This is a genomic window from Pseudomonas synxantha BG33R (assembly GCF_000263715.2).
GTDB classification, from domain to species: Bacteria; Pseudomonadota; Gammaproteobacteria; order Pseudomonadales; family Pseudomonadaceae; genus Aquipseudomonas; species Aquipseudomonas synxantha_A.
Genome location: NZ_CM001514.1, coordinates 4816415 through 4835905, shown reverse-complemented (window position 1 = coordinate 4835905; position 19491 = coordinate 4816415). Strand labels below are relative to the sequence as shown.

The 19491-nt window shown below is 59.7% G+C and carries 23 protein-coding genes and 1 pseudogene; 14 read left to right on the top strand and 10 right to left on the bottom strand.

The window, feature by feature from the left end; genetic code table 11:
- Positions 1-7 precede the first annotated feature (7 nt).
- The 5 genes and pseudogenes from PSEBG33_RS06385 to PSEBG33_RS30160 all read left to right on the top strand — a co-directional run bounded on the left by PSEBG33_RS06385 (position 8) and on the right by PSEBG33_RS30160 (position 3985).
- On the top strand, positions 8-799 hold the full coding sequence (locus tag PSEBG33_RS06385; RefSeq protein WP_005790729.1) for a phosphate/phosphite/phosphonate ABC transporter substrate-binding protein: 792 nt from the start codon (positions 8-10) through the stop codon (positions 797-799).
- A gap of 109 nt (positions 800-908) precedes the next feature.
- Complete coding sequence (locus PSEBG33_RS06390; protein ID WP_005790727.1) at positions 909-1400, top strand: sigma-70 family RNA polymerase sigma factor; 492 nt, start codon at positions 909-911, stop codon at positions 1398-1400.
- A gap of 47 nt (positions 1401-1447) precedes the next feature.
- Positions 1448-2461 (top strand): ABC transporter substrate-binding protein, encoded by a 1014-nt coding sequence (locus PSEBG33_RS06395; RefSeq protein WP_005790725.1) that lies wholly within the window; start codon positions 1448-1450, stop codon positions 2459-2461.
- A 159-nt stretch (positions 2462-2620) separates the two neighbouring features.
- A pseudogene (locus tag PSEBG33_RS30165) lies at positions 2621-3442 on the top strand (PAS domain-containing protein); the annotation flags it as partial.
- On the top strand, positions 3416-3985 hold the full coding sequence (locus tag PSEBG33_RS30160) for a methyl-accepting chemotaxis protein (RefSeq protein ID WP_372804198.1): 570 nt from the start codon (positions 3416-3418) through the stop codon (positions 3983-3985). The pseudogene PSEBG33_RS30165 and the gene PSEBG33_RS30160, both read left to right, overlap by 27 nt.
- 146 nt (positions 3986-4131) lie before the next feature.
- Here the strand turns inward: PSEBG33_RS30160 and PSEBG33_RS06405 are convergent, their stop codons facing one another.
- Positions 4132-4590 carry a hypothetical protein gene (locus tag PSEBG33_RS06405; RefSeq protein ID WP_005790720.1) on the bottom strand — a complete coding sequence of 153 codons (459 nt, stop codon included), beginning with the start codon at positions 4588-4590 and terminating at the stop codon, positions 4132-4134.
- A gap of 255 nt (positions 4591-4845) precedes the next feature.
- On the opposite strand from PSEBG33_RS06405, the gene PSEBG33_RS27700 reads away from it, so the two are divergent.
- A complete protein-coding gene (locus PSEBG33_RS27700) occupies positions 4846-5259 on the top strand; it encodes a hypothetical protein (RefSeq protein ID WP_032803687.1) in 414 nt (137 codons plus the stop codon).
- A 51-nt stretch (positions 5260-5310) separates the two neighbouring features.
- Here PSEBG33_RS27700 and PSEBG33_RS06410 read toward each other — a convergent pair whose 3' ends face one another.
- The 4 genes from PSEBG33_RS06410 to PSEBG33_RS06425 all read right to left on the bottom strand — a co-directional run bounded on the left by PSEBG33_RS06410 (position 5311) and on the right by PSEBG33_RS06425 (position 8395).
- Positions 5311-6048, bottom strand: a complete 738-nt coding sequence (locus PSEBG33_RS06410) for an NAD-dependent epimerase/dehydratase family protein (protein ID WP_005790719.1) — start codon at positions 6046-6048, stop codon at positions 5311-5313.
- Between the two features lie 16 nt (positions 6049-6064).
- On the bottom strand, positions 6065-6697 hold the full coding sequence (locus PSEBG33_RS06415) for a glutathione S-transferase family protein (protein WP_005790718.1): 633 nt from the start codon (positions 6695-6697) through the stop codon (positions 6065-6067).
- Between the two features lie 109 nt (positions 6698-6806).
- The gene (locus PSEBG33_RS06420; RefSeq protein WP_005790716.1) at positions 6807-7046 is read right to left on the bottom strand and encodes a DUF6124 family protein; all 240 of its coding nucleotides are present in this window, start codon (positions 7044-7046) and stop codon (positions 6807-6809) included.
- A 317-nt stretch (positions 7047-7363) separates the two neighbouring features.
- Complete coding sequence (locus tag PSEBG33_RS06425; protein WP_198287292.1) at positions 7364-8395, bottom strand: LacI family DNA-binding transcriptional regulator; 1032 nt, start codon at positions 8393-8395, stop codon at positions 7364-7366.
- A gap of 212 nt (positions 8396-8607) precedes the next feature.
- Between PSEBG33_RS06425 and PSEBG33_RS06430 the strand changes: the two genes are divergently transcribed.
- The gene (locus PSEBG33_RS06430; RefSeq protein ID WP_005790710.1) at positions 8608-9141 is read left to right on the top strand and encodes a gluconokinase; all 534 of its coding nucleotides are present in this window, start codon (positions 8608-8610) and stop codon (positions 9139-9141) included.
- A gap of 84 nt (positions 9142-9225) precedes the next feature.
- A complete protein-coding gene (locus PSEBG33_RS06435; protein WP_005790708.1) occupies positions 9226-10578 on the top strand; it encodes a GntP family permease in 1353 nt (450 codons plus the stop codon).
- A 118-nt stretch (positions 10579-10696) separates the two neighbouring features.
- On the opposite strand, the gene alaC is transcribed toward PSEBG33_RS06435, so the two are convergent.
- Positions 10697-11908, bottom strand: a complete 1212-nt coding sequence (gene alaC, locus PSEBG33_RS06440) for an alanine transaminase (protein ID WP_005790706.1) — start codon at positions 11906-11908, stop codon at positions 10697-10699.
- Positions 11909-12104: 196 nt separating this feature from the next.
- Here alaC and PSEBG33_RS06445 point away from each other — a divergent pair, with 196 nt between their 5' ends.
- Complete coding sequence (locus PSEBG33_RS06445; protein ID WP_005790704.1) at positions 12105-12587, top strand: GyrI-like domain-containing protein; 483 nt, start codon at positions 12105-12107, stop codon at positions 12585-12587.
- A gap of 66 nt (positions 12588-12653) precedes the next feature.
- Here the strand turns inward: PSEBG33_RS06445 and PSEBG33_RS06450 are convergent, their stop codons facing one another.
- Positions 12654-13145 carry a GNAT family N-acetyltransferase gene (locus PSEBG33_RS06450; protein ID WP_005790702.1) on the bottom strand — a complete coding sequence of 164 codons (492 nt, stop codon included), beginning with the start codon at positions 13143-13145 and terminating at the stop codon, positions 12654-12656.
- A gap of 145 nt (positions 13146-13290) precedes the next feature.
- On the opposite strand from PSEBG33_RS06450, the gene PSEBG33_RS06455 reads away from it, so the two are divergent.
- Genes PSEBG33_RS06455 through PSEBG33_RS06465 form a run of 3 tightly spaced genes read left to right on the top strand, consistent with a single transcriptional unit; the run spans position 13291 to position 15329 of the window.
- On the top strand, positions 13291-13710 hold the full coding sequence (locus tag PSEBG33_RS06455; RefSeq protein ID WP_005790700.1) for a YybH family protein: 420 nt from the start codon (positions 13291-13293) through the stop codon (positions 13708-13710).
- Between the two features lie 42 nt (positions 13711-13752).
- Positions 13753-14103: a YciI family protein gene (locus PSEBG33_RS06460; RefSeq protein WP_005790698.1), complete on the top strand. Its 351-nt coding sequence runs from the start codon at positions 13753-13755 to the stop codon at positions 14101-14103.
- Positions 14100-15329 carry an RNA polymerase sigma factor gene (locus PSEBG33_RS06465; RefSeq protein ID WP_005790696.1) on the top strand — a complete coding sequence of 410 codons (1230 nt, stop codon included), beginning with the start codon at positions 14100-14102 and terminating at the stop codon, positions 15327-15329. Before PSEBG33_RS06460 ends, PSEBG33_RS06465 begins: the two co-directional genes overlap by 4 nt.
- A 21-nt stretch (positions 15330-15350) precedes the next feature.
- On the opposite strand, the gene PSEBG33_RS06470 is transcribed toward PSEBG33_RS06465, so the two are convergent.
- Positions 15351-16205 carry a LysR family transcriptional regulator gene (locus tag PSEBG33_RS06470; RefSeq protein ID WP_005790694.1) on the bottom strand — a complete coding sequence of 285 codons (855 nt, stop codon included), beginning with the start codon at positions 16203-16205 and terminating at the stop codon, positions 15351-15353.
- Positions 16206-16292: 87 nt separating this feature from the next.
- Between PSEBG33_RS06470 and PSEBG33_RS06475 the strand changes: the two genes are divergently transcribed.
- Entirely contained in the window at positions 16293-16730 is a 438-nt protein-coding gene (locus tag PSEBG33_RS06475) for a multidrug/biocide efflux PACE transporter (protein WP_005790692.1), read from the top strand.
- An 8-nt stretch (positions 16731-16738) separates the two neighbouring features.
- On the opposite strand, the gene PSEBG33_RS06480 is transcribed toward PSEBG33_RS06475, so the two are convergent.
- Positions 16739-17497, bottom strand: a complete 759-nt coding sequence (locus PSEBG33_RS06480; RefSeq protein WP_005790690.1) for an SDR family NAD(P)-dependent oxidoreductase — start codon at positions 17495-17497, stop codon at positions 16739-16741.
- Between the two features lie 106 nt (positions 17498-17603).
- Here PSEBG33_RS06480 and PSEBG33_RS06485 point away from each other — a divergent pair, with 106 nt between their 5' ends.
- Entirely contained in the window at positions 17604-18500 is an 897-nt protein-coding gene (locus PSEBG33_RS06485) for a LysR family transcriptional regulator (RefSeq protein WP_005790688.1), read from the top strand.
- Here the strand turns inward: PSEBG33_RS06485 and PSEBG33_RS06490 are convergent.
- Entirely contained in the window at positions 18497-19414 is a 918-nt protein-coding gene (locus tag PSEBG33_RS06490; RefSeq protein ID WP_005790687.1) for a LysR family transcriptional regulator, read from the bottom strand. The two genes, PSEBG33_RS06485 and PSEBG33_RS06490, sit on opposite strands and share 4 nt — an antisense overlap.
- Positions 19415-19491: the final 77 nt, after the last annotated feature.

The window sequence follows — 19491 nt, the reverse complement described above, 5'->3', positions numbered from 1 at the left end:
GATGTTCATGAGTGACCACTACGCCGAACTGCTGATGTATGTCGCGCCCGAACCTATCCAGCAGGCCAACCAGCAGTGGCTGACGCGCATCCTCGAACGCCTGGGCGTGCAGCGGCTCAATGCCGATCACCTTGACCTGCCCGGCCTATGGCTCGCGCCCGAGTTGCTCGTGACCCAAACCTGTGGCTATCCACTGATGACCCAACTGCGCGGCCAGGTCAGCGTGATCGGCCGCCCGCGCTATGAACTGCCCCACAGCAGCCACGGGCAACATTGCAGCCTGCTGCTGACTCGCGACGACAACCCACGCCAGACCCTGGCACAGTTCTACAACAGCCGCGGCGTGATCAACGGCCACGACTCCAACAGTGGCATGAACCTGCTGCGTGAGCGTCTGGCGCCGCTGCACCGCGATGGGCGTTTCTTCGCCTCTGTTGCCATCAGCGGCGCTCACCGCGAGAGCCTGCGCTGGCTGCGCGAAGACCGTGCCGACCTCGCTGCCATCGACAGTGTGACCTACGACTACCTTGCCCGTTTTGCCCCACAGGAAGTGGCGGGGCTGCGCATCATCACCCGCAGCGCGCCGAGCCCGACCTTGCCCTACATCGGCCCGCTGGGCATGAGTGACAAGCAGGTGGCCGAGATTCGCCAGGCAATGAATCAGGCGTTGCTGGCGTTACCGGAGATTGCCCAGACACTGGGCGTGCAGACCGTGCTGCCGGCCAGTGAAGACGACTACTACGTGCTGCTGGACTACCAGCAACAGGCAGCAAATGCTGGCTACGTGAAAATTCAATAAAGTTATATAAGGAAGACTTTTAAGTATTATTAAAGAATAAGAGGCTTTGCTAGGATCGCTCCACCGGAACACCGGACATAACGCGCAACCTACTCAAGAAGGAGCCACTATGTCCGGCGCCGACACTGCTCACAGCGACTACGTGGGCACATTGTTCCGCAGTCATTACGCGTGGCTGTGCAGCCGCTTGCACGGCCATCTCAAATCGCGTGCACACGCCGAAGACATCGCCGCCGACGCCTTCGCCCAGCTCCTGGGTGCTTCCGGCTTAGCGCCGATCCTTCAGCCCCGCGCCTTGCTGACCACCATTGCCCAGCGCCTGATCTACCAGCTTTGGCGTCGCCGTGACCTGGAGCGCGCCTATCTCGACTGCCTGGATTACGACGAAACCGCCAGCACGCTCTCTGCGGAAGACCTGGCGCAACAGCTCGAAACCTTGCAGACCATCGACCAGTTGCTCGATCGCCTGCCGGCCAAGGTCAAGTCGACCTTTTTACTCTCGCGCCTCCATGGTCTGACTTACCCCGAGATCGCCGCCGAATTGGGGATATCCCAGCGTTCGGTCAGCGACTACATGGCCCGCGCCGTCAACCGATTCTGAATACCGCATCGATCACGTGTTGTGACCGACTGACCAAGAGGCAATCGATGAAAAAACTGAAAAACCTGCTGGGTAGTTCGCTGCTGGCACTTACCGCCCTGGCCCAGCCGGCAATGGCCACCGAAGCCGGCAAACCCATCCACTTCGGCGATATCACTTGGGAAAGCGGCAGCCTGATCACCGAGCTGCTGCGCCTGATCGTCGAGAAGGGCTACGATCTGCCCACCGACACTTTGCCCGGCAGTACCGTGAGCCTGGAGGCGGCTCTGGCCAAGGACGATATCCAGGTGATCGGCGAAGAGTGGGCCGGGCGTAGTCCGGCGTGGGTCAAGGCTGAAGGTGAAGGCAAAGTGTTCGGTCTGGGTGACACGGTCAAAGGCGCCACCGAAGGCTGGTGGGTGCCCGAATACGTGATCAAGGGCGACGCCGAGCGCGGTATCAAGCCGCTGGCGCCGGACCTCAAGTCGGTGGCCGACCTGGCGCGCTATAAGGACGTGTTTCGCGACCCCGAAGACCCAAGCCGTGGACGTTTCCTCAACAGCCCCACCGGCTGGACTTCGGAGATCGTCAACAGCCAGAAACTCAAGGCGTATGGCCTGACCGACAGTTTCGTCAACTTCCGCACCGGGTCCGGCGCGGCATTGGATGCCGAGGTGGCGTCGTCGATCCGGCGCGGCAAACCGGTGTTGTTTTATTACTGGTCGCCTACACCGCTGCTGGGCCGTTTCAAGCTGGTCAAGCTGGAGGAGCCCGCGTTCAACGCCGAGGCCTGGAAAACCCTGGCTGACGCCAACCATCCACACCCCATTGGCACTCGCTCGTTGCCCGCGCACCTGGCCATTGGCGTGTCGGCGCCGTTCAAGGCGCAGTATCCGCAACTGGTGGCGTTCTTTGAAAAAGTCGACTTGCCGATTGATCTGCTCAACACCACCTTGGCGCGGATGAGCGAGAAACGTCAGCCGCCGCGCCAGGTTGCGCTGGCGTTCCTCAAGGAACAGCCGCAAGTCTGGCAGCCGTGGGTGCCGGCGGATGTAGCTGCCAAGGTAAAGGCTGGTCTGTAAGCGAGATTTGCGCTGCCAGCGCCCTGCTGGCAATGCTGGCTGATTAGTGGCCTTGCATAGCGCCAACCCCTGTCTATGCTCACCCAGGACCGTTAATGATGCTTGGCCTATAAAGCGTTTTGAATGGTTATTTCCCCGTGAAGGTTTACCAACACAAGAATGGAATGCGCCGTTCAGGCGCCGGGACTCAAGGGTGATCTGACCATGTTCAACCGCCAGCACAAATCCGACCTTCAAGAAATCCAGCGTTTTTCCTGTGCCCTCACCGAAGCCAATGCCAAGCTCGCAGCCATCAGCCGTTCCATGGCGATGATCGAGTTTGATCGCACAGGCGTGATCCTCGAAGCCAACGAAAATTTCTGCAAGAGCATGGGTTACAGCATCGATGAGATCCGCGGTAAACATCACCGCATTTTTTGCGATGAGGCCTACACCCACACCGACGAATACAGCAAATTATGGCGCGACCTGGCGCGGGGCGAAGCGCTCAGCGGCACCTTCATGCGTTTGAACAAGCACGGTGAAGAGGTATGGCTTGAAGCTAGCTACATGCCGGTGCTGGATAGCGACCATCAGGTGCGAAGTGTGATAAAGGTGGCGTCGGATATTTCCGCGCGAGTACACCATGAACACGAGAACCAAAGCCTGATCGACGCCATCAGCCGCTCCATGGCAGTGATCGAGTTCACCCCACAGGGTCAGATCCTCAACGCCAACGACAATTTCCTGCGCACCGTGCAGTATTCACGTGAGGAAATCATCGGTCAGCACCACAGCATGTTCTGTCATCGCAATGAAGTGGAGTCGCCGGCCTACAAGGCATTCTGGGCCTCGCTCAATCGTGGCGAATACCACTCCCATCGCTTCGAGCGTAAAAACAAATACGGCAAGACCTTGTTTCTGGAGGCGTCCTACAACCCGATCTTCGATACCAATGGGCGCCTGTACAAAGTGGTGAAATTTGCCAGCGACATCACCGACCAGGTCACCACCCTGCGCACCGCCGCCGATTCGGCCCACGCCACCTCCGTACAAAACGACGCCTGCGCCCGCAAGGGCTCGCAGGTGGTGCAGCAAACGGTACAGATCATCGAGGCCATCTCCAGCGACTTGAACCAGGCTGCCCACAGCATCGATGCGGTCAACAAACAGTCCGACATCATCGGTGCCATCGTGCAGACTATCCGCAGCATTGCCGAACAAACCAATATGCTGGCGCTCAACGCCGCGATTGAGGCGGCGCGAGCCGGTGAGCATGGACGTGGGTTCGCAGTGGTGGCCGATGAAGTGCGCAGCCTAGCGGCACGCACCAGCCAGGCGACGGTAGAGATAGTGGATGTGGTGCGCAAGAACCACGACCTGTCACTGAGTGCGGTGACGAGCATGCAGTCGAGCTTGAGCCGTACGGGGCTAGGGGTGGAGCTGGCCAATGAAGCGGGGCAGGTGATCCTGGAGATACAGGAAGGCTCGCGGCATGTGGTGGATGCAATCAGTCAGTTCAACTCGACGCTGCAACTGCAATAGTCGAAAACTCTGCTGATCCCATGTCAAAGGAGATCCAAATGTGGGAGGGGGCTTGCCCCCGATGACGGAGTGTCAGTCACTGTATTGGGTGGCTGACCCAATGCCATCAGGGGCAAGCCCCTTCCCACATTGGTCTACTGTGCAGCTTAGATAGCAGCCAGGGTTTCCTTCATTGCCTGTGCCTGCGGGTCAGTCGTTTTCGCCGCTACCTGCTGCTCTTGCTGCTGCTTGAACCGCTCGGACACTTCCTTGGCAAAGGCCTGCTGTTGCTCGGCCGGCATGGCGTTCAGCTCTTCCAGGGTCAGGCCCCTTTCTTTGAGCAACTGATCACGGATGCGTTCGGCTGGCGTTTTAGTCATGTAGTCGGTGAACTCACTGCGTGCTGAACCGGCTTGCATGTACACGCGGGTCTTGGCGAAGGCTTCGTCGATACGGTCACCGGCCTTGTCCAGTTCCTTCTGCGCCGCCGGTAGCGTGACGCTTTGCTGCGCAACTTGCAGGGCACCGCTGTACAGCGCGCTGGCGGCGGCGTTGGCGGGGCCCATGTCGGGGCGCTTGAGTTGCTGGACGGTCGATACGGCTTGGGCGTTGTTGTTAACCAGCATGATGGGTCACCTGTGAAAGTGTTTCGGTGCGATAGCGTAAGCAAGTAGTGTGCCTAGTGCGATTCCCTCCGAGTTTAAAGGGCGCGGCTAAGTTCGTGAGGGTAGTGGGTGCTCTTCGTGCGGTCATCTTTTGCCGTTAACGGGCAAGGGAATGCGACAGCGACTGAATCGATTCTCTGTAGTTGTTGACAGTATCCATTGGGTCAGTTTCATCGTTGAATCTTGAATGTCGATTTTTTATTCCGGAGACTCATTATGAGCAAACAAGATGATCCGATTGTTCAACCTTATCTAAAAGCCGACATCTCGTATGAGGATGATCCTTTCAATACCGATAACGTAAGGTACGGGGGGAGTGACGGTGACTACCGCTTGGAAGGCAGGATCAACTCAGAGAGAAAGATTCTGCAGATTTTCTGTCCCTCCAAATTCAATATAACGAAGACCTATCAATTGGTTCTTCATTCCCCGAAGGAAGGTGAGGCCCAACTGGTTTATATCCGCCCCTCTTCTGAAGGTTATTACAACTTTCGCTCAAATCGCGGAGAGTTGAAGTTCGTAGCGGAGCCAAGCGGTTTGCATGGCTTCTTCGAGGCCTTTATCGATGCGATTCCAGGGGAGTTTCCTGAGACAACAATCACTGGATCCTTTCGAGTGCATTCGATCTAGACATGCGAGCGTTCGCCAGGCGCGGCGAGTGTGTAGACATGGGGCAAGCACTCAGTAGGTGATGGGGATCTGGAATGCTTGAAAGGCATCATCTTGCGGAAGGTAGCCCAACACTCGCGTGGTTTCGCTCAGGTCCAGACGCTTGAAGCGGTTATTGGAAATACCATGGGCGATCAAGTGCTTCACGCCCTCAACCTCGACCGAACGTTGCAGCAATTGCACTGCATCCCGTGGGCTGAGCCAGGCGCTGAGGTCGCGGGCGTTGTTCAGGTCGTGGGTTTCGGGGAATTCAAAAGCGCCGATGCGCAGGGCGATGGTCGACAGCGGCGTCTTGGCTGCGTAGTAGCCACACAGTGCCTCGCCGTAGCATTTGCTCACGCCGTACAGGTTGGCGGGCATCACCGGCATACCGGGGGTGATCTGGCGATCCACCGGGTAGCCTTCGATGGTTTGTGCGCTGCTGGCAAATACCAGGCGCTGCACGCCCGCGGCCACGGCGGCTTCGAACAGGTAGGTGGTGGCGAGGATGTTATTGGGCAGCAGCTCGTCGAACGAGGCGCTGGCATGGGGGATGCCCGACAGATGCACGATAACGTCGATGCCTTCGAGCAGGGTCGCCAGGCTGGATTTATCGCTGAGGTCGGCGTGTACGAAGCGGTGTTCACCCAAGTCGAAGTCCGGCGCGATGCGGTCAGTGAGCGTGAAGCGGTAGCGGTCTTGCGAGGCCTGGAAAAATGTCTTGCCGATTCTGCCGCAGGCGCCGGTGAGTAGTACGTTGAGTCCGTTCACGTGGTGATCCCTGTGCTTAGTTGTGGCCGTCGAGGGCAAAGGTCTTGAAACCGGCGTGCTGGCTAAGCCGCTGATAGTAGGCGGCAATGGCTGGGTAGGGTGGACGCTGCATGGGCGTTGCCTGCCAGCGGTGTACCGAGAGGCCGATGAGGATATCGGCGAGGGTGAATTCATCGCCGGCTACATACGCGCCGGTCCTGGCCAGTTGTTGTTCGAGAATGCCCATCTTGTCGTTCCAGAGCTGCACGGCGGCGGCAATCTGTGTCGCGTCCAGGCCGTCCGGATTGTTGCGCACCAGCGCGGTAAAGGCATCGCCCCAGGCGCGGTTGAGTTCAACGGCTTGCCAGTCGATCCATTGCTCGACGCGGGCTCGTGGTGCGGGTTCGACGGGCAGCAGGTCGCTGCGTTGATAGAGGCCGACCAGGTAGCGGCAGATGGTGTTGGATTCCCATAGCACGCCATGGTCGTCGATCAAGACGGGGATTTGGGCGTTGGGGTTCAGGGCGAGGAACTCGTTGGACTGCGTGGGCTTGAAGCCGATGCCCCAGTCCTCGCGCACATAGTCGATGCCCAGTTCCTGGCAGGTCCACAACACTTTGCGCACGTTGATGGAGGAAGTGCGGCCCAAGATTTTCAGTGAATGTCCCATGGTGCTTCCCTGGCGATGGAAAGCGGTCAATCTAGCAGGGGTAAAGTGGGCACGGTTAAAAAATGTGGGAGGGGGCTTGCTCCCTCCCACATCTGGACCGAGTAAGGTCTCAGCAGCGCGGGGTGTGCTGGTCCATGGCTTTGCCTACCAGCAATACGCTCAGCTCGCTCAGTTGATGAATGGCAAGGGCCACATCACGGTGTTTGCCGGTGAGGTCATTGGACAGGTCAAGCAACAAGGTGCTGACGGAGCAGACGGTTTCGTAGCTGTTGATCAGCAGGGTTTCGGTCGGGGTATCGGGGACGATGGTAAAAAGGGTCGTTGGCGGACTGGTTGTAACCTTGCTCATAAAAGGTGTTCCTTAATGGGGCTACACCTCGTCGCTACTAAACGAAGGGGTGGCAGCTGTACGCAGGTTAGTAGACCGGTGAACACCCAAAGCCGGCGCACCCGGAGGTGCCCTACGCACAGCCGCCATCAAACATAGAAGAGGCTCGTGCACTTAGGATGCTCAAATTCAGGCTACTAAACCCGATCACCGAGAAATTCAGCGACCGGCAAACCTTAAAGACCGCCACCCAGGCGCACAAGCCAGCGGATTCTGACGTAAGCGTAGGTAATGGAGCAAGGCACTTGCCGCAATGTCAGTCGCTTCCTACAGTCGTCCTACGTACTCTCCCGCACCTGCAACTCAAACCCCATATCCACCACCGGTTTGGCAATCTTGTTGCCCGCCATGATCGTCAGCAAATGCTCCGCAGCTCGTCGACCGATGGCTTCCCGGGGAGTGCTGATGCTGCTCAAACGCGGCACCATGAATGCCGACGCGGGCAAGTCGTTGAAGCCCAGCACCGCGACACGCTCCGGCACCTTGATGCCGTGGCGCAGGGCTTCGAGCAGGGCGCCCTGGGCCAGGTCGTCGTTGCCGAAGAAGATCGCATCCACATCCGGATGCGCTGCCAGCAATTGCAGGAACAGTTCGCCGCCCAGGCCCACGGAGGAGGGGCGGGGTGTCAAAAGCTCCAGCGCCGGGTCGTACATGCCCGCCTGCTGCAAGGCGCGGCGGAAACCTTCACCGCGCAACAACGTGCGCTGATCCAACTGCGCGCCGATGTAGGCCAGGCGCTTGCGCCCACGGGACAGCAAATGCGCCGCCGCCGTTTCGCCTGCGGCCAACTGTGAGAAGCCCACGCAGTTCACCCCGGCATTGGGGTCCAGATCCATCATGTACACGCACGGCACATTGCTGGCCTCGACCATTCGTCGCGCGCTTTCGGTGCGGTCGAACCCGGTCAGCAGCAAACCCCGTGGCTGGTAGGCCATGTAGTTGCGCAGCAGGTTTTCTTCTTCATCGCGCGAATAATGGGAGTTGCCGATCAGCACTTCAAAGCCCTTGGGCCGCAGTACCTGATGGATGGCTTCCAGTGTTTCGATAAACAACAGGTTGGACAGCGACGGCACCAGCACCACCACCGATTGGCTCTGGGCCGACGCCAGGGCACGGGCGGCGGGGTTGACCACGTAGCTGAGCTCGGCGGCGGCCTGCTGGACTTTTTCCACCAGGTCGGTGGCCACGGTGCTGATACCGCGCAGGGCGCGGGAGGCGGTGATTGGGCTGACCCCGGCCAGGCGTGCAACTTCATTAAGGGTAGGGCGGCCCGTCGTGCGGGTATTTTTATCGTTCTTGGAGGTCATCAGGCGGCTTGCCAAACAAAAATCGAGGCACTAAGGTAGCGCTGTCTCCAAAGGGCTGCAAATTATTGAACCCAGGGTTGCCTGATCCGGTTCGAATGATTGGAGCAGATGCACGCGTCACTCCATAAAAATGACAAGTCGGCGCGGGAAAAGCCTGTTTTTGCACTAGCCTTATGCTGTGCAAAGGTAGCGCTATCTGCGTCCTGAGGTGTTTCATGAGTCAACCTGTTACCGCCCTGGTCATCATGGGTGTTTCCGGCTGTGGCAAGTCCAGCGTCAGCGAAGCCCTGTGCCGCCTGAACGGCGCCACTGCCATTGAAGGCGACAGCTTTCACCCCGCCGCCAACATCGAAAAGATGAGCGCCGGCCACCCCCTTAACGACGACGACCGCGCCGGCTGGCTCGACATCCTGTGCGATGAACTGCGCCGGTCGCTCACAGCGGGCGAGCATCCTGTGCTCACCTGTTCAGCCCTGAAAAAGAAATACCGCGACCACTTGCGCGAAGCCGCGCCGGGCCTGGGCTTTGTGTTCCTGGAGCTGACCCGCGAAGTGGCCGCCGACCGCGTGTCCCACCGCCCCGGCCATTTCATGCCGGCAAGCCTGATCGACAGCCAGTTCGCCACCCTCGAATCGCCCAAGGGCGAACCGCTGACCCTGGCCCTCAATGCCAGTGAAGACAGCGTTGAGGAGCTGGCCGAGCAGACCAACGCCTGGTGGCGCAAGCACGGCTTTGAACCTACTCATTAATTTTTTGCCGGAAAAGATAGCGCTATCCCCGGCAGAAAATTCAACACCCGCTTTAATAACAACAACAAACAGGAGAGACCCCCCATGTTTGGCATGTCCCACGAGTCTTACCTGCTGCTAGATGCAGTAGTCACTATCATCGGGTTGATCGTTCTGATCACCAAGTTCAAGGTGCACCCGTTCATTGCACTGATCATCGCGGCCGGTTTCCTCGGCCTGACCTCGGGCATGCCCGTGGACAAGATCATCAAGGCGTTCCAGGACGGTTTCGGCGGCGTGCTCGGCTTTGTCGGCATTATCCTCGCGCTGGGCACGATGCTCGGCAAGATGATGGCCGAATCCGGCGGTGCCGATCAGATCGCCCAGACCCTGATCCGCGCCTTCGGCAAAGAGAAGGTCCAGTGGGCCATGATGTTCGCCGCGTTCCTGGTGGGCATTCCGCTGTTCTTCGAGATCGGCTTTGTGTTGCTGATCCCGCTGGTGTTTATCGTGGCACGGCGTACCGGCGTGTCGCTGATCAAGATCGGCATCCCGCTGCTGGCCGGCCTGTCGGCGGTACACGGCCTGGTGCCACCGCACCCGGGCCCGCTGCTGGCGATCGGCGTATTTGGCGCAGATATCGGCAAAACCATTCTTTACGGCCTGATTGTCGCATTGCCGACCGCCATCATCGCCGGCCCGATCTTCGGTACGTTTATCGCCAAGTACATTCCGGGCAACCCGTCCCAGGAACTGGTGGATCAACTGGCCCGCGAGACGGATAACAAGTCGCTGCCAAGCTTTGGCATCACCCTGGTCACCGTGCTCTTGCCGGTGTTCCTGATGCTGCTCAAAACCTTCGCCGACATCGCCTTTGCCGAAGGCAACGTGGTGCGCAACTGGATGGACATGATCGGTCACCCGATCACCGCCTTGCTGCTGGCATTGCTGCTGTCGCTGTACACCTTTGGCCATCGCCAGGGCATCCATTCCAAGCAGATCCTCAAGCTGCTCGACGCCAGCCTGGCGCCGACCGCCGCGATCATCCTGATCATCGGTGCCGGTGGTGGCTTCAAGCAGATGCTGGTGACCAGCGGCGTGGGTGACGTGATCGGCCATATGGCAGTGAACGCACAGATCAACCCGATCCTGCTGGCGTGGCTGGTGGCGGCGGTGATTCGTATCGCCACCGGTTCAGCGACGGTCGCGACCATTACCGGTGCAGGCATTGTGGTGCCGGTGGTCGGCATGATCCCGGGCGTCAACCGCGAGTTGCTGGTGCTGGCGACGGGCGCGGGTTCGTTGATCCTGTCGCACGTCAACGATGCCGGGTTCTGGCTGGTCAAGCAGTACTTCAACATGACCGTGGCCGAGACGTTCAAGACCTGGACGGCGATGGAGACCATCCTGTCGATCGTGGCGCTGATCTTCATCATGTTGCTGTCGTTGGTGGTGTAACAGGCACCGCAAAACACATGTGGGAGCTGGCTTGCCTGCGATGGCGATGGTGAATCCAACACCGCTATCGCAGGCAAGCCAGCTCCCACATTGATTGGCTTTCTTCAGGTGGATCAGGTCAGGCTTTGCTGACCAACCCATCCGCCCTGAACATCCCGCGAATCCCGCGCACCGCCTGGCGAATCCGGTCCTGGTTCTCGATCAGCGCAAAGCGCACATGATCATCGCCATACTCACCAAAACCGATCCCCGGCGACACACACACCTTCGCCTCCAGCAGCAACTTCTTGGCAAATTCCAGCGAGCCCATGGCGGCATACTGTTCGGGGATTTTCGCCCAGACGTACATCGACGCCTTGGGGTTCTCCACCATCCAGCCCAGTTCATGCAGGCCCTTGACCAGCACATTGCGGCGCTGGCGGTATTGTTCGGCGATGTCCTTGACGCACTGCTGATCGCCTTCCAGCGCAGCAATCGCCGCGACTTGCAGCGGTGTGAAGGTGCCGTAGTCGTGGTAGCTCTTGATCCGCGCCAGGGCGTTGACCAGTTCGGGGTTGCCCACCATGAACCCGATGCGCCAGCCGGCCATGTTGTAGCTCTTGGACAGGGTGAAAAACTCCACCGCGATGTCCTTGGCGCCGGGTACCTGCATGATCGAGGGGGCTTTCCAGCCGTCGTAGACGATATCGGCGTAAGCCAGGTCGTGCACCACCAGCACGTCGTATTGCTTGGCCAGGGCGATCACCCGCTCGAAGAAATCCAGCTCCACGCACTGCGCGGTGGGGTTGGACGGGAAGCCCAGGATCATCATCTTTGGCTTGGGAATCGAGCCGCGAATTGCCCGTTCCAGCTCGGCGAAAAAGTCCACGCCCGGCACCAGCGGCACTGAACGTACCTGGGCACCGGCAATCACCGCACCGTAGATGTGAATCGGGTAGCTGGGGTTGGGCACCAGCACGGTGTCACCCTGGTCCAGGGTGGCCAGCATCAGGTGCGCCAGACCCTCTTTGGAACCGATGGTGACGATGGCTTCCGACTCGGGGTCGATATCCACCTCGTAACGATCCTTGTACCAGCGCGAAATCGCCCGGCGCAGGCGTGGAATGCCTTTGGAGGTGGAGTAGCCGTGGGTGTCTTCACGCTGGGCGACGGTGACCATTTTTTCCACGATGTGCGGTGGTGTGGCGCCGTCGGGGTTACCCATGCTCAAGTCGATGATGTCTTCGCCGCGCCGACGCGCAGCCATCTTCAGCTCGGCAGTGATATTGAAAACGTAAGGGGGGAGTCGATCTATGCGCGCAAAGCGGCGCGGCGAACCTTGGTCGGCCATTGTTGCCTCGAGAGTACGTAAGCGCCCGGAACCGTCCGAGCGACGTCGGCCACTGCGGTGGCCTGCGAGGCAGACAATACGGGCGATGATGGCAAGTTGTCCAGATGCGTAGGAAAAATTTCTACATGGAGTGTGGCGCGGATATGCCCCTATACTCGTTGCGGGTTTGTTCCCTCATAAGAAGGAGACTGTTCGTATGGATCAGCAGACAAAACAACCGTTGGAGCCACGCATGGAAGCCGGCAAAGCGCTGGTGATCGCCGGTGTGAAAGGGCGGTATTCGAAGGCCACCGTGGGTGATATCCCACGGTTGTGGGAGTTGTTCGACACCTGTATCAAGGACATCAAGAAGCGCGTGGGTGGGGTGACCTATGGGGTATGCCACAACCCCCATCAAGGCGAATTCGATTACATGGCGGGGGTTGAAGTCCCGGCCAAGGGCGATGTGCCCAGCAATTTCGAGTTCATCGAAATCCCGCCGCTCAACTATGCCGTGTTCGCGCATTACGGGCCGGTGCAGGCACTTGAGCAAACCTACGAACGCATCATGTTCGAATGGCTGCCGCATTCGGGCTACAAGGTGATGGGGGCGGATTTCGAGCGCTATAGCGCGGATTTCGATGGGAAGAAGGGCACGGGGACGGTGGAAGTCTGGCTACCGGTTGGAGAGCGGGGCTGACTGCGCATTCGATGTCACGTAAACACGACAGGCACGCGTGAAAGTCCTGTTTACGTGACATTACCGTTATGAACTGAATATCCAGCGCAACCGGCGCTCATACCCGACCCGTCCCTTGTAGGCCTCGCCGCTGTCCACCCATCCCGCCCCGAGATACAGCCCCATCGCCGCCAGGTTGTGCGTGTCCACAGACAACTCCAACCCTTTGATCTGCGGCCACGTCTCAAGCGCCATGGCCGGCAGCGCCTGCAAACACGCTTTGCCGAACCCACGCCCTTGCTGATGTCGATCCACCTGCAATGCGTGCAGTGTGGCGCTGTGTTCATCGGCCCAATGGGGCAGGCACGGTGGGCGCTTGAGCAGGAGGAAGGCGACGGGAATGTCGTCGGCCAAAAACGCAAAGCCCTTGACCCCAGGGCTAGGGTTGGCCAGCAAGGTATTAAGGGCGCAGTACATATCCCCGCAAAACGGCAATTGTTCAGGATGAACTTCGATGGCGCTCACTTGCTGTTGTTGCACAGGGTTGAGCGCCTCGTAGGCAACAAGGCGGGTTTGCATCGGGCTATCCGAACGGTTGCAAATAAGGGCGCAGTTTATCGGGTTTGAGGTATGGGAAATTATTTTTCCGAGGTGTGTCGATTGGTGCGACGGCCATTCGACTAAGGGTGACCTACGTGATTTTCCACCCCAAGGAGTCATCGCCATGAGCACTGCCATCAACCACCTGATCGAGCAATGGAAACACGCCGTCGTCAGTCGCGATATCGACAAGATTGTCAGCTTTTACGCCGACGATATCGTCTCGTTCGATGCCGTAACCGCTTTACAATTCAAAGGCAGGGCTGCCTACCGCGCACACTGGGAAGAATGCATGAAGCATTGCCCCGGCCCCGGTATCTTCGAGTTTCATGAACTGCATATCGTCCAAGCGCCAGACAGCGCGTTCGCTCACTGGCTGGCCCACTGCGGCGGTGCCGGGCCCGATGGTGAGGTGAAAGCCTGCTGGATGCGCGTGACCGCCGGGTACCAGCGCATCAATGGCCAATGGAAGGTGGTGCATGAACACTGGTCGGCGCCCTTTGATATGCAAAGCGGCACAGCGTTGTTCGATCTACAACCCTGAGCGCCGCGAACTATAGTCAGTCATCCGAACATGGAGAACGCCATGAAATATCTGTGCCTGATCTACAGCGACGAACAGGTGCTGCACACCTCGCCCGACAGCCCCCACGACTCGGAGTGTCTCGCCTATGCGCAGGCCATCCAGGCCAGCGGGCGGATGCTGGCCGCCGAGCCGCTGGAGCCGGTGGCCACCGCCACCACCGTGCGTATGCGCAATGGCAAGTTGTCGATCACTGACGGGCCGTTTGCCGAAACCAAAGAGCAGCTCGCCGGGTTCTACCTGATCGACGCCAGGGACCTTAACGAAGCGATCCAGGTGGCAGGTGACATTCCGGCGGCCCGAGTCGGCAGTGTGGAAGTACGCCCGGTGCGCGAACTGAACGTGCCGCAATGACGCTCAGTGGTCAGGTCGAAGCCATCTACCGCAGCGAGTCACGGCGTGTGCTTGCCACGCTGATTCGCGTGCTGGGTGATTTCGACCTGGCCGAGGAGGCGTTGCACGAGGCGTTTTTTGTCGCCGTGCAGCGCTGGCCCGAGGACGGCATACCGGATAACCCACGAGCCTGGCTGGTATCGACCGGCCGCTTCAAAGCCATCGACCGCCTGCGCCGCCAGGCGCGGTTTACCCCGTTACTGCAAGAGCAGGCCGACACGCTGCAAGCAGCTGACTGGAGCGATGACGACGTGGAAGATGACCGCCTGCGCCTGATCTTCACCTGCTGCCATCCGGCGCTGGCCCCTGATGCCCAGGCCGCGCTGACCCTGCGTGAGATCTGCGACCTCAGCACCGAGCAAATCGCCCACGCGTTCCTGGCCACACCTGCCACCATCGCCCAGCGCATCGTGCGCGCCAAGGGCAAGATCCGCGATGCGAAAATTCCTTACCAAGTGCCGTCCCGAGCCGAATTGCCCGAGCGATTGGACAGCGTGTTGCGCGTGATTTACCTGGTGTTCAACGAGGGCTACACGGCCTCCACTGGGGCGGACCTGACCTGTGAAGACTTGACCCTGGAGGCCATTCGCCTGTGCCGTTTGCTGATGCAATTGCTGCCGGAGCCGGAGGTGATGGGCTTGTTGGCGTTGATGCTGTTGCATGAGTCGCGAAGGCCCGCACGCACCTCGGCCAACGGCGAACTGGTGCTGCTGGATGCTCAGGACCGTGGGCTGTGGGATACATCGTTGATAGCTGAAGGCTGCAACCTGGTGGAGCAGGCGCTGAGCACCCGGCGCTTCGGGCCCTATTGCTTGCAGGCGGCGATTGCGGCGGTGCACGCCGAGGCGCCTAACGCAGGGGAAACCGATTGGCGACAGATTATCGGGCTCTACGATGTACTGCTCAGAGCGGTACCCTCGCCGGTGATCGAATTGAACCGGGCAGTTGCGGTGGCGATGGAGCAGGGGGCACTGGCGGGTTTGGCGCTGGTGGAGGGCATTTTGCAACGCGGTGACTTGCACGATTACCACTTGGCGCATTCGGCCCGCGGGGAGTTTTGCCGGCAGTTGGGACGGGTTGAAGAGGCCCGTGCAGCTTACGAAAAAGCTCTGTCGCTGACCCAACAAACCCCGGAAAAGCGCTTCATCATGCGCCGCCTCGCCGAACTCAATTCCCCCAGACAATGACTATCCAAATATGGGAGGGGCTCAGTCGAGCATCTTGCCCAGCAACCAACTCCCAGCAGGCCCCGGTGGGTGTTGGCGCGACCATAGAGCATCCACCGCCACCGAGCGCGGCCAGCTGCGAACCTTGAGTTCAACCAGCTGATTGCCGCCAAAACGTTCCACCAGCCAGCGTGGAATCGGTGCCCAGCCAAAACCCAGTTGCGCCATCTCCATCAACATCAGGTAACTCGGTGCCGACCACACACGCTGAGTGCTGCGGCTTTCATTGGGGTTGATGATGCTCGCCAGCCGCAGCTCCCGGTGTTGCTGCAAGACGTGCGGGAGCACCCTGTCCAGGCCAGCCAACGGGTGTTCAGGCGAAACGAACAGCGCGATTTCCGTACGTTCTTCCACGCAGGAGAAGGTCAGATCCGGCGGGTAAATCTCTTGTTTCTCGATAAACGCAATCTGTGCCCGGCCGCTTTGTACCAGCGCGATCAGGTCTTCGCATTCGGCGATCAGGCATTCCAGCTCAAGGTCCGGATAGCGTTGCTCGAAGGCTGTGAGGGCGATTTCGAATCGATCCGATTGGTAAGTATCGGACATGGCGATACTCAACTTCGGCTCCAACCCTTGGGATAGCTGACTGGCGGCCAACTCCAGGCGACTGCTGGCCTCCAGCACCTGTTCGGCCCGTTGCAGCAGTACCTGTCCCGCCGCAGTCAAGGTGGGTTTGCGGCTGCTGCGATCAAACAGCACAACGTCCAGGTCAATCTCAAGGCTGGCCACCGCCGCGCTGACAGTCGACTGGCTTTTGCCCAGCTTGCGCGCAGCGGCGGAAAACGAGCCTTGGGTGGCGGCCTGGACAAACGCCTGGAGCACTTCGTGGGAGGCCATACTATCGCCTTGGTCGATGGTTATTGGTTATGAAGTATCGAGACAAAACCTGATCATGGCAACCATCGTCATTCACGGAGCCGGGTCATGAACCCTACCAAGTCGATTACTGAACGTGTTTTCCAAGCCCTGGGTTTTGAAGGGTTGGCCTTGTTGATCTGTACGCCGCTGCTGGTTTGGATCACCGGCAGGCCGGCACTGGAGATGGGCGCAGTGACCTTGGGCATCAGCCTGTTGGCCCTGAGCTGGAACGTGGTTTTCAACAGCCTGTTCGACCGCCTCAAAACACACCTGCAACTGGCCAACAGTGGCTGGACCCGGGTGCTGCACGCGCTGCTGTTCGAGGGCGGCCTGATCCTGCTGGCAGTGCCGTTGATTGCGACCTTGATGAAGATCAGCCTGTTGGAGGCGTTCATCCTCGACATTGGTGTGCTGCTGTTCTTCCTGCCGTACACCTATGTGTACCACTGGGGTTATGACGTGTTGCGCGAGAAAATCGTCGGTAAAACCCCAGTAGCCCTGTAGGTGGGCGCCTACAGGAACATCCCGCCCGACGCCTCGATCCGCTGGCCGGTGATCCAATGGCTGCCATCGGCCAGCAATGTCGAAATCGCACCGCCAATGTCGTCCGGCAAACCGGCGCGGCCCAGGGCCGTGTTATTGGCGACCATGGCATTCACATCGCTGTTGTCGCGCACCGCGCCGCCGCCGAAGTCGGTGGCAATCGCGCCCGGTGCCAGGGTGTTCACGGTAATACCGCGTGGGCCCAGCTCTTTGGCCTGGTAGCGCGACAGCACTTCGACCGCTCCCTTCATCGACGCATAGGCTGCATACCCCGGCAGGCTGAACCGCGCCAGGCCGCTGGAAATGTTGATGATGCGTCCGCCATCGCTGATCAACGGCAGCAGTTTTTGCGTGAGAAAAAACGGCGCCTTGACGTGGATCGCCACCAACTGGTCGAACTGGGCTTCGGTGGTCTCGGCGAAGCTGGCGTGGGCAGCGATGCCTGCGTTATTGATCAGAAAGTTGAAATGATCCTGAGCGAAAACATCCTTGAGCAGCGCGCCGACCTGGCCGACGAACCCATCGAAGCTTGCGCTTTGGCTGACGTCCAGTTGCAGCATGGCGGCGCGGCCACCCAATGCCTCCACTTGGGCAACTACGGCTTGGGCCTCGCCTGCGGCGCTGTGGTAGGTGCCGATAATGTCTACGCCTTGCGCAGCCAGGTGCAGCGCAGCGCTTTTGCCCAGGCCACGGCTAGCGCCGGTGATGAGTGCGATTTTACGGGTCATGGTGCAGTCCTCAGTGATAGTTAGTGGAACTGAGTGTATTTGTCCGGTCATGACGTGATAAACAGGCTGATATCGGAATCACTGGCCGGATAAGGCGAACAATCCAATGAACAAGCTTGAGCTGCTGCGCACCTTCGTACGCGTCACTGAGTTATCGAGTTTTACCCAGGCCGGCCAAAGCCTGGGTTTGCCACGCTCTACGGTATCCGAGCATGTGCAGGCGTTGGAGGAGTTGCTCGGCGCACGGCTGTTGCAACGCACCACGCGCAAGGTGCAGGCGACCCAAGACGGGCGTGTGTTGTATGAGCGCAGCAAGGATCTGCTGGCGCATATGGAAGAACTGGAAGGGTTGTTTCGCCAGGATGAAACCCAACTGGCCGGGCGCATACGGGTGGATATGCCCAATGTCATGGCGCGGGGTTTGATCGTGCCGAATTTGCCCACGTTCATGACGCGCCATCCCCTGATCGACATCGAGATCAGCGGCTCGGACCGCCAGGTGGACCTGATCGCCGAAGGATTTGATTGCGTCGTGCGCGTCGGTGCCCAGCCAGACCAAACAGTGGTGGCGCGACGGGTGTGCAGCATGCCGATGGTCAACTGCGTGAGCCCGGCGTATCTGCACCGTTACGGCATGCCTGCGACATTGGCTGACCTGGCGAATCACCAATTGGTGCATTACGTGCGGCCCCTGGGCGCACGCTCGGCAGGGTTCGAGTACCTGGTGGGCAACAAGGTGCAACGGTTGCCGATGGCAGGAAGGGTGACCGTCAACAGCACCGATGCGTATCAGTCGGCGTGCCTGGCAGGTTTTGGCATTACCCAAGTGCCCCAACTCGGGATTCGCGATTTATTGGCCAGTGGCGAGTTGGTAGCCGTGCTGCCGGATTACCAGGCACCGCCTCTGGACGTGTATTTACTGTACGCCGGCCAGCGGCATTTACCGCTGCGGGTGCGGGTGTTCATGGACTGGTTGACCGCCACCCTGCAAGCCCACCTTTAACGGCGCGCCGACAACTGCTGCGGCGCCAGGAACGCATCGTGGAAGTAATCGCGGAAGGCTTGCATCGCCGGGGTAAACGCGCGCTCGCGGTGCCAGGCCAGGCCGACGCTCATGGGCGTGACCGGGTCGGTGACGGTCAGGGTTTCGATGCGCTTGCCTTCCAGCGACCAGGGCCGGTGCACCAGGTCCGACAGAATCGCCACGCCGCTGCCATTGGCAACCATGCTGCGCACCGCTTCCACCGAGCTGGTGCGCAGCCGCACCCTGGGGGTTTGCCCGGCCTGTTCCCAATAGCGCATGGCACTGTGTTCGGCTTCATCGACGGTCAGCAGGATGTAGGGCTCTTGCGCCACGTCCGCCAGGCTGACGGCGCCGCGTTCACACAATGGGTGATGGCTGGGCAGCCACAGGCGGCGTTCGGAGTTGAACAGGATTTCAGAGACGATATCCGCGTGGGTGAGGTTGGCGGTAAGCACCACGGCCATGTCGAACTGGCCATCGAGCAGGCCCTGTTCGATGGCCTGACGTTCCTGCTCGAACACCTCGATGGTCACGTCCGGATGCCAATGCTCCATGCGCTGCAAATGGTGCGGCAGGAAATAACCCAGCACGGTGTAGCTCGCCGCCACCCGCAACACGCCGCTGGCGCGGTAATCCGGCAGCGGGCTGTTCAGGGCGTCTTCTACGCTGCGCACAATCACATAGGCGCGGTTGAGAAAATGCCGACCGGCGTCGGTGAGGTTCATGCCCTGGGCCGAGCGCACGAACAACTGTACGCCGAGCATGGCTTCCAGCTCCTTGATCGCCGTGGTCACCGCCGACTGGGAAATGTTCAGGTGAATCGCCGCCTGGGAAATCTGGCCGATTTCAGCGGTGGCGACGAAGTAGCGAACCTGGCGCAAGGTAAGGGACATGGTCGGTATCTGATTTTCAGAAGATGGGTCATCTGATAATAGATCTTCCCAAGGGGTCAAGCCCCAGCCTACTTTCC

Excerpts from the sequence above, each read along its gene's own strand:
- PSEBG33_RS06465 (WP_005790696.1), top strand. The coding sequence starts at position 14,100 with ATGACGCTCAGTGGTCAGGTCGAAGCCATCTACCGCAGCGAGTCACGG.
- PSEBG33_RS06415 (WP_005790718.1), bottom strand. The coding sequence starts at position 6,697 with ATGGGACATTCACTGAAAATCTTGGGCCGCACTTCCTCCATCAACGTG.
- PSEBG33_RS06470 (WP_005790694.1), bottom strand. The coding sequence starts at position 16,205 with ATGGCCTCCCACGAAGTGCTCCAGGCGTTTGTCCAGGCCGCCACCCAA.
- PSEBG33_RS06385 (WP_005790729.1), top strand. The coding sequence starts at position 8 with ATGAGTGACCACTACGCCGAACTGCTGATGTATGTCGCGCCCGAACCT.
- PSEBG33_RS06430 (WP_005790710.1), top strand. The coding sequence starts at position 8,608 with ATGAGTCAACCTGTTACCGCCCTGGTCATCATGGGTGTTTCCGGCTGT.
- PSEBG33_RS06480 (WP_005790690.1), bottom strand. The coding sequence starts at position 17,497 with ATGACCCGTAAAATCGCACTCATCACCGGCGCTAGCCGTGGCCTGGGC.
- PSEBG33_RS06450 (WP_005790702.1), bottom strand. The coding sequence starts at position 13,145 with ATGCAAACCCGCCTTGTTGCCTACGAGGCGCTCAACCCTGTGCAACAA.
- PSEBG33_RS06490 (WP_005790687.1), bottom strand. The coding sequence starts at position 19,414 with ATGTCCCTTACCTTGCGCCAGGTTCGCTACTTCGTCGCCACCGCTGAA.
- PSEBG33_RS06455 (WP_005790700.1), top strand. The coding sequence starts at position 13,291 with ATGAGCACTGCCATCAACCACCTGATCGAGCAATGGAAACACGCCGTC.
- PSEBG33_RS06485 (WP_005790688.1), top strand. The coding sequence starts at position 17,604 with ATGAACAAGCTTGAGCTGCTGCGCACCTTCGTACGCGTCACTGAGTTA.
- PSEBG33_RS06395 (WP_005790725.1), top strand. The coding sequence starts at position 1,448 with ATGAAAAAACTGAAAAACCTGCTGGGTAGTTCGCTGCTGGCACTTACC.
- PSEBG33_RS27700 (WP_032803687.1), top strand. The coding sequence starts at position 4,846 with ATGAGCAAACAAGATGATCCGATTGTTCAACCTTATCTAAAAGCCGAC.
- PSEBG33_RS06445 (WP_005790704.1), top strand. The coding sequence starts at position 12,105 with ATGGATCAGCAGACAAAACAACCGTTGGAGCCACGCATGGAAGCCGGC.
- PSEBG33_RS06420 (WP_005790716.1), bottom strand. The coding sequence starts at position 7,046 with ATGAGCAAGGTTACAACCAGTCCGCCAACGACCCTTTTTACCATCGTC.
- PSEBG33_RS06405 (WP_005790720.1), bottom strand. The coding sequence starts at position 4,590 with ATGCTGGTTAACAACAACGCCCAAGCCGTATCGACCGTCCAGCAACTC.
- alaC (WP_005790706.1), bottom strand. The coding sequence starts at position 11,908 with ATGGCCGACCAAGGTTCGCCGCGCCGCTTTGCGCGCATAGATCGACTC.
- PSEBG33_RS06435 (WP_005790708.1), top strand. The coding sequence starts at position 9,226 with ATGTTTGGCATGTCCCACGAGTCTTACCTGCTGCTAGATGCAGTAGTC.
- PSEBG33_RS06475 (WP_005790692.1), top strand. The coding sequence starts at position 16,293 with ATGAACCCTACCAAGTCGATTACTGAACGTGTTTTCCAAGCCCTGGGT.
- PSEBG33_RS06390 (WP_005790727.1), top strand. The coding sequence starts at position 909 with ATGTCCGGCGCCGACACTGCTCACAGCGACTACGTGGGCACATTGTTC.
- PSEBG33_RS06460 (WP_005790698.1), top strand. The coding sequence starts at position 13,753 with ATGAAATATCTGTGCCTGATCTACAGCGACGAACAGGTGCTGCACACC.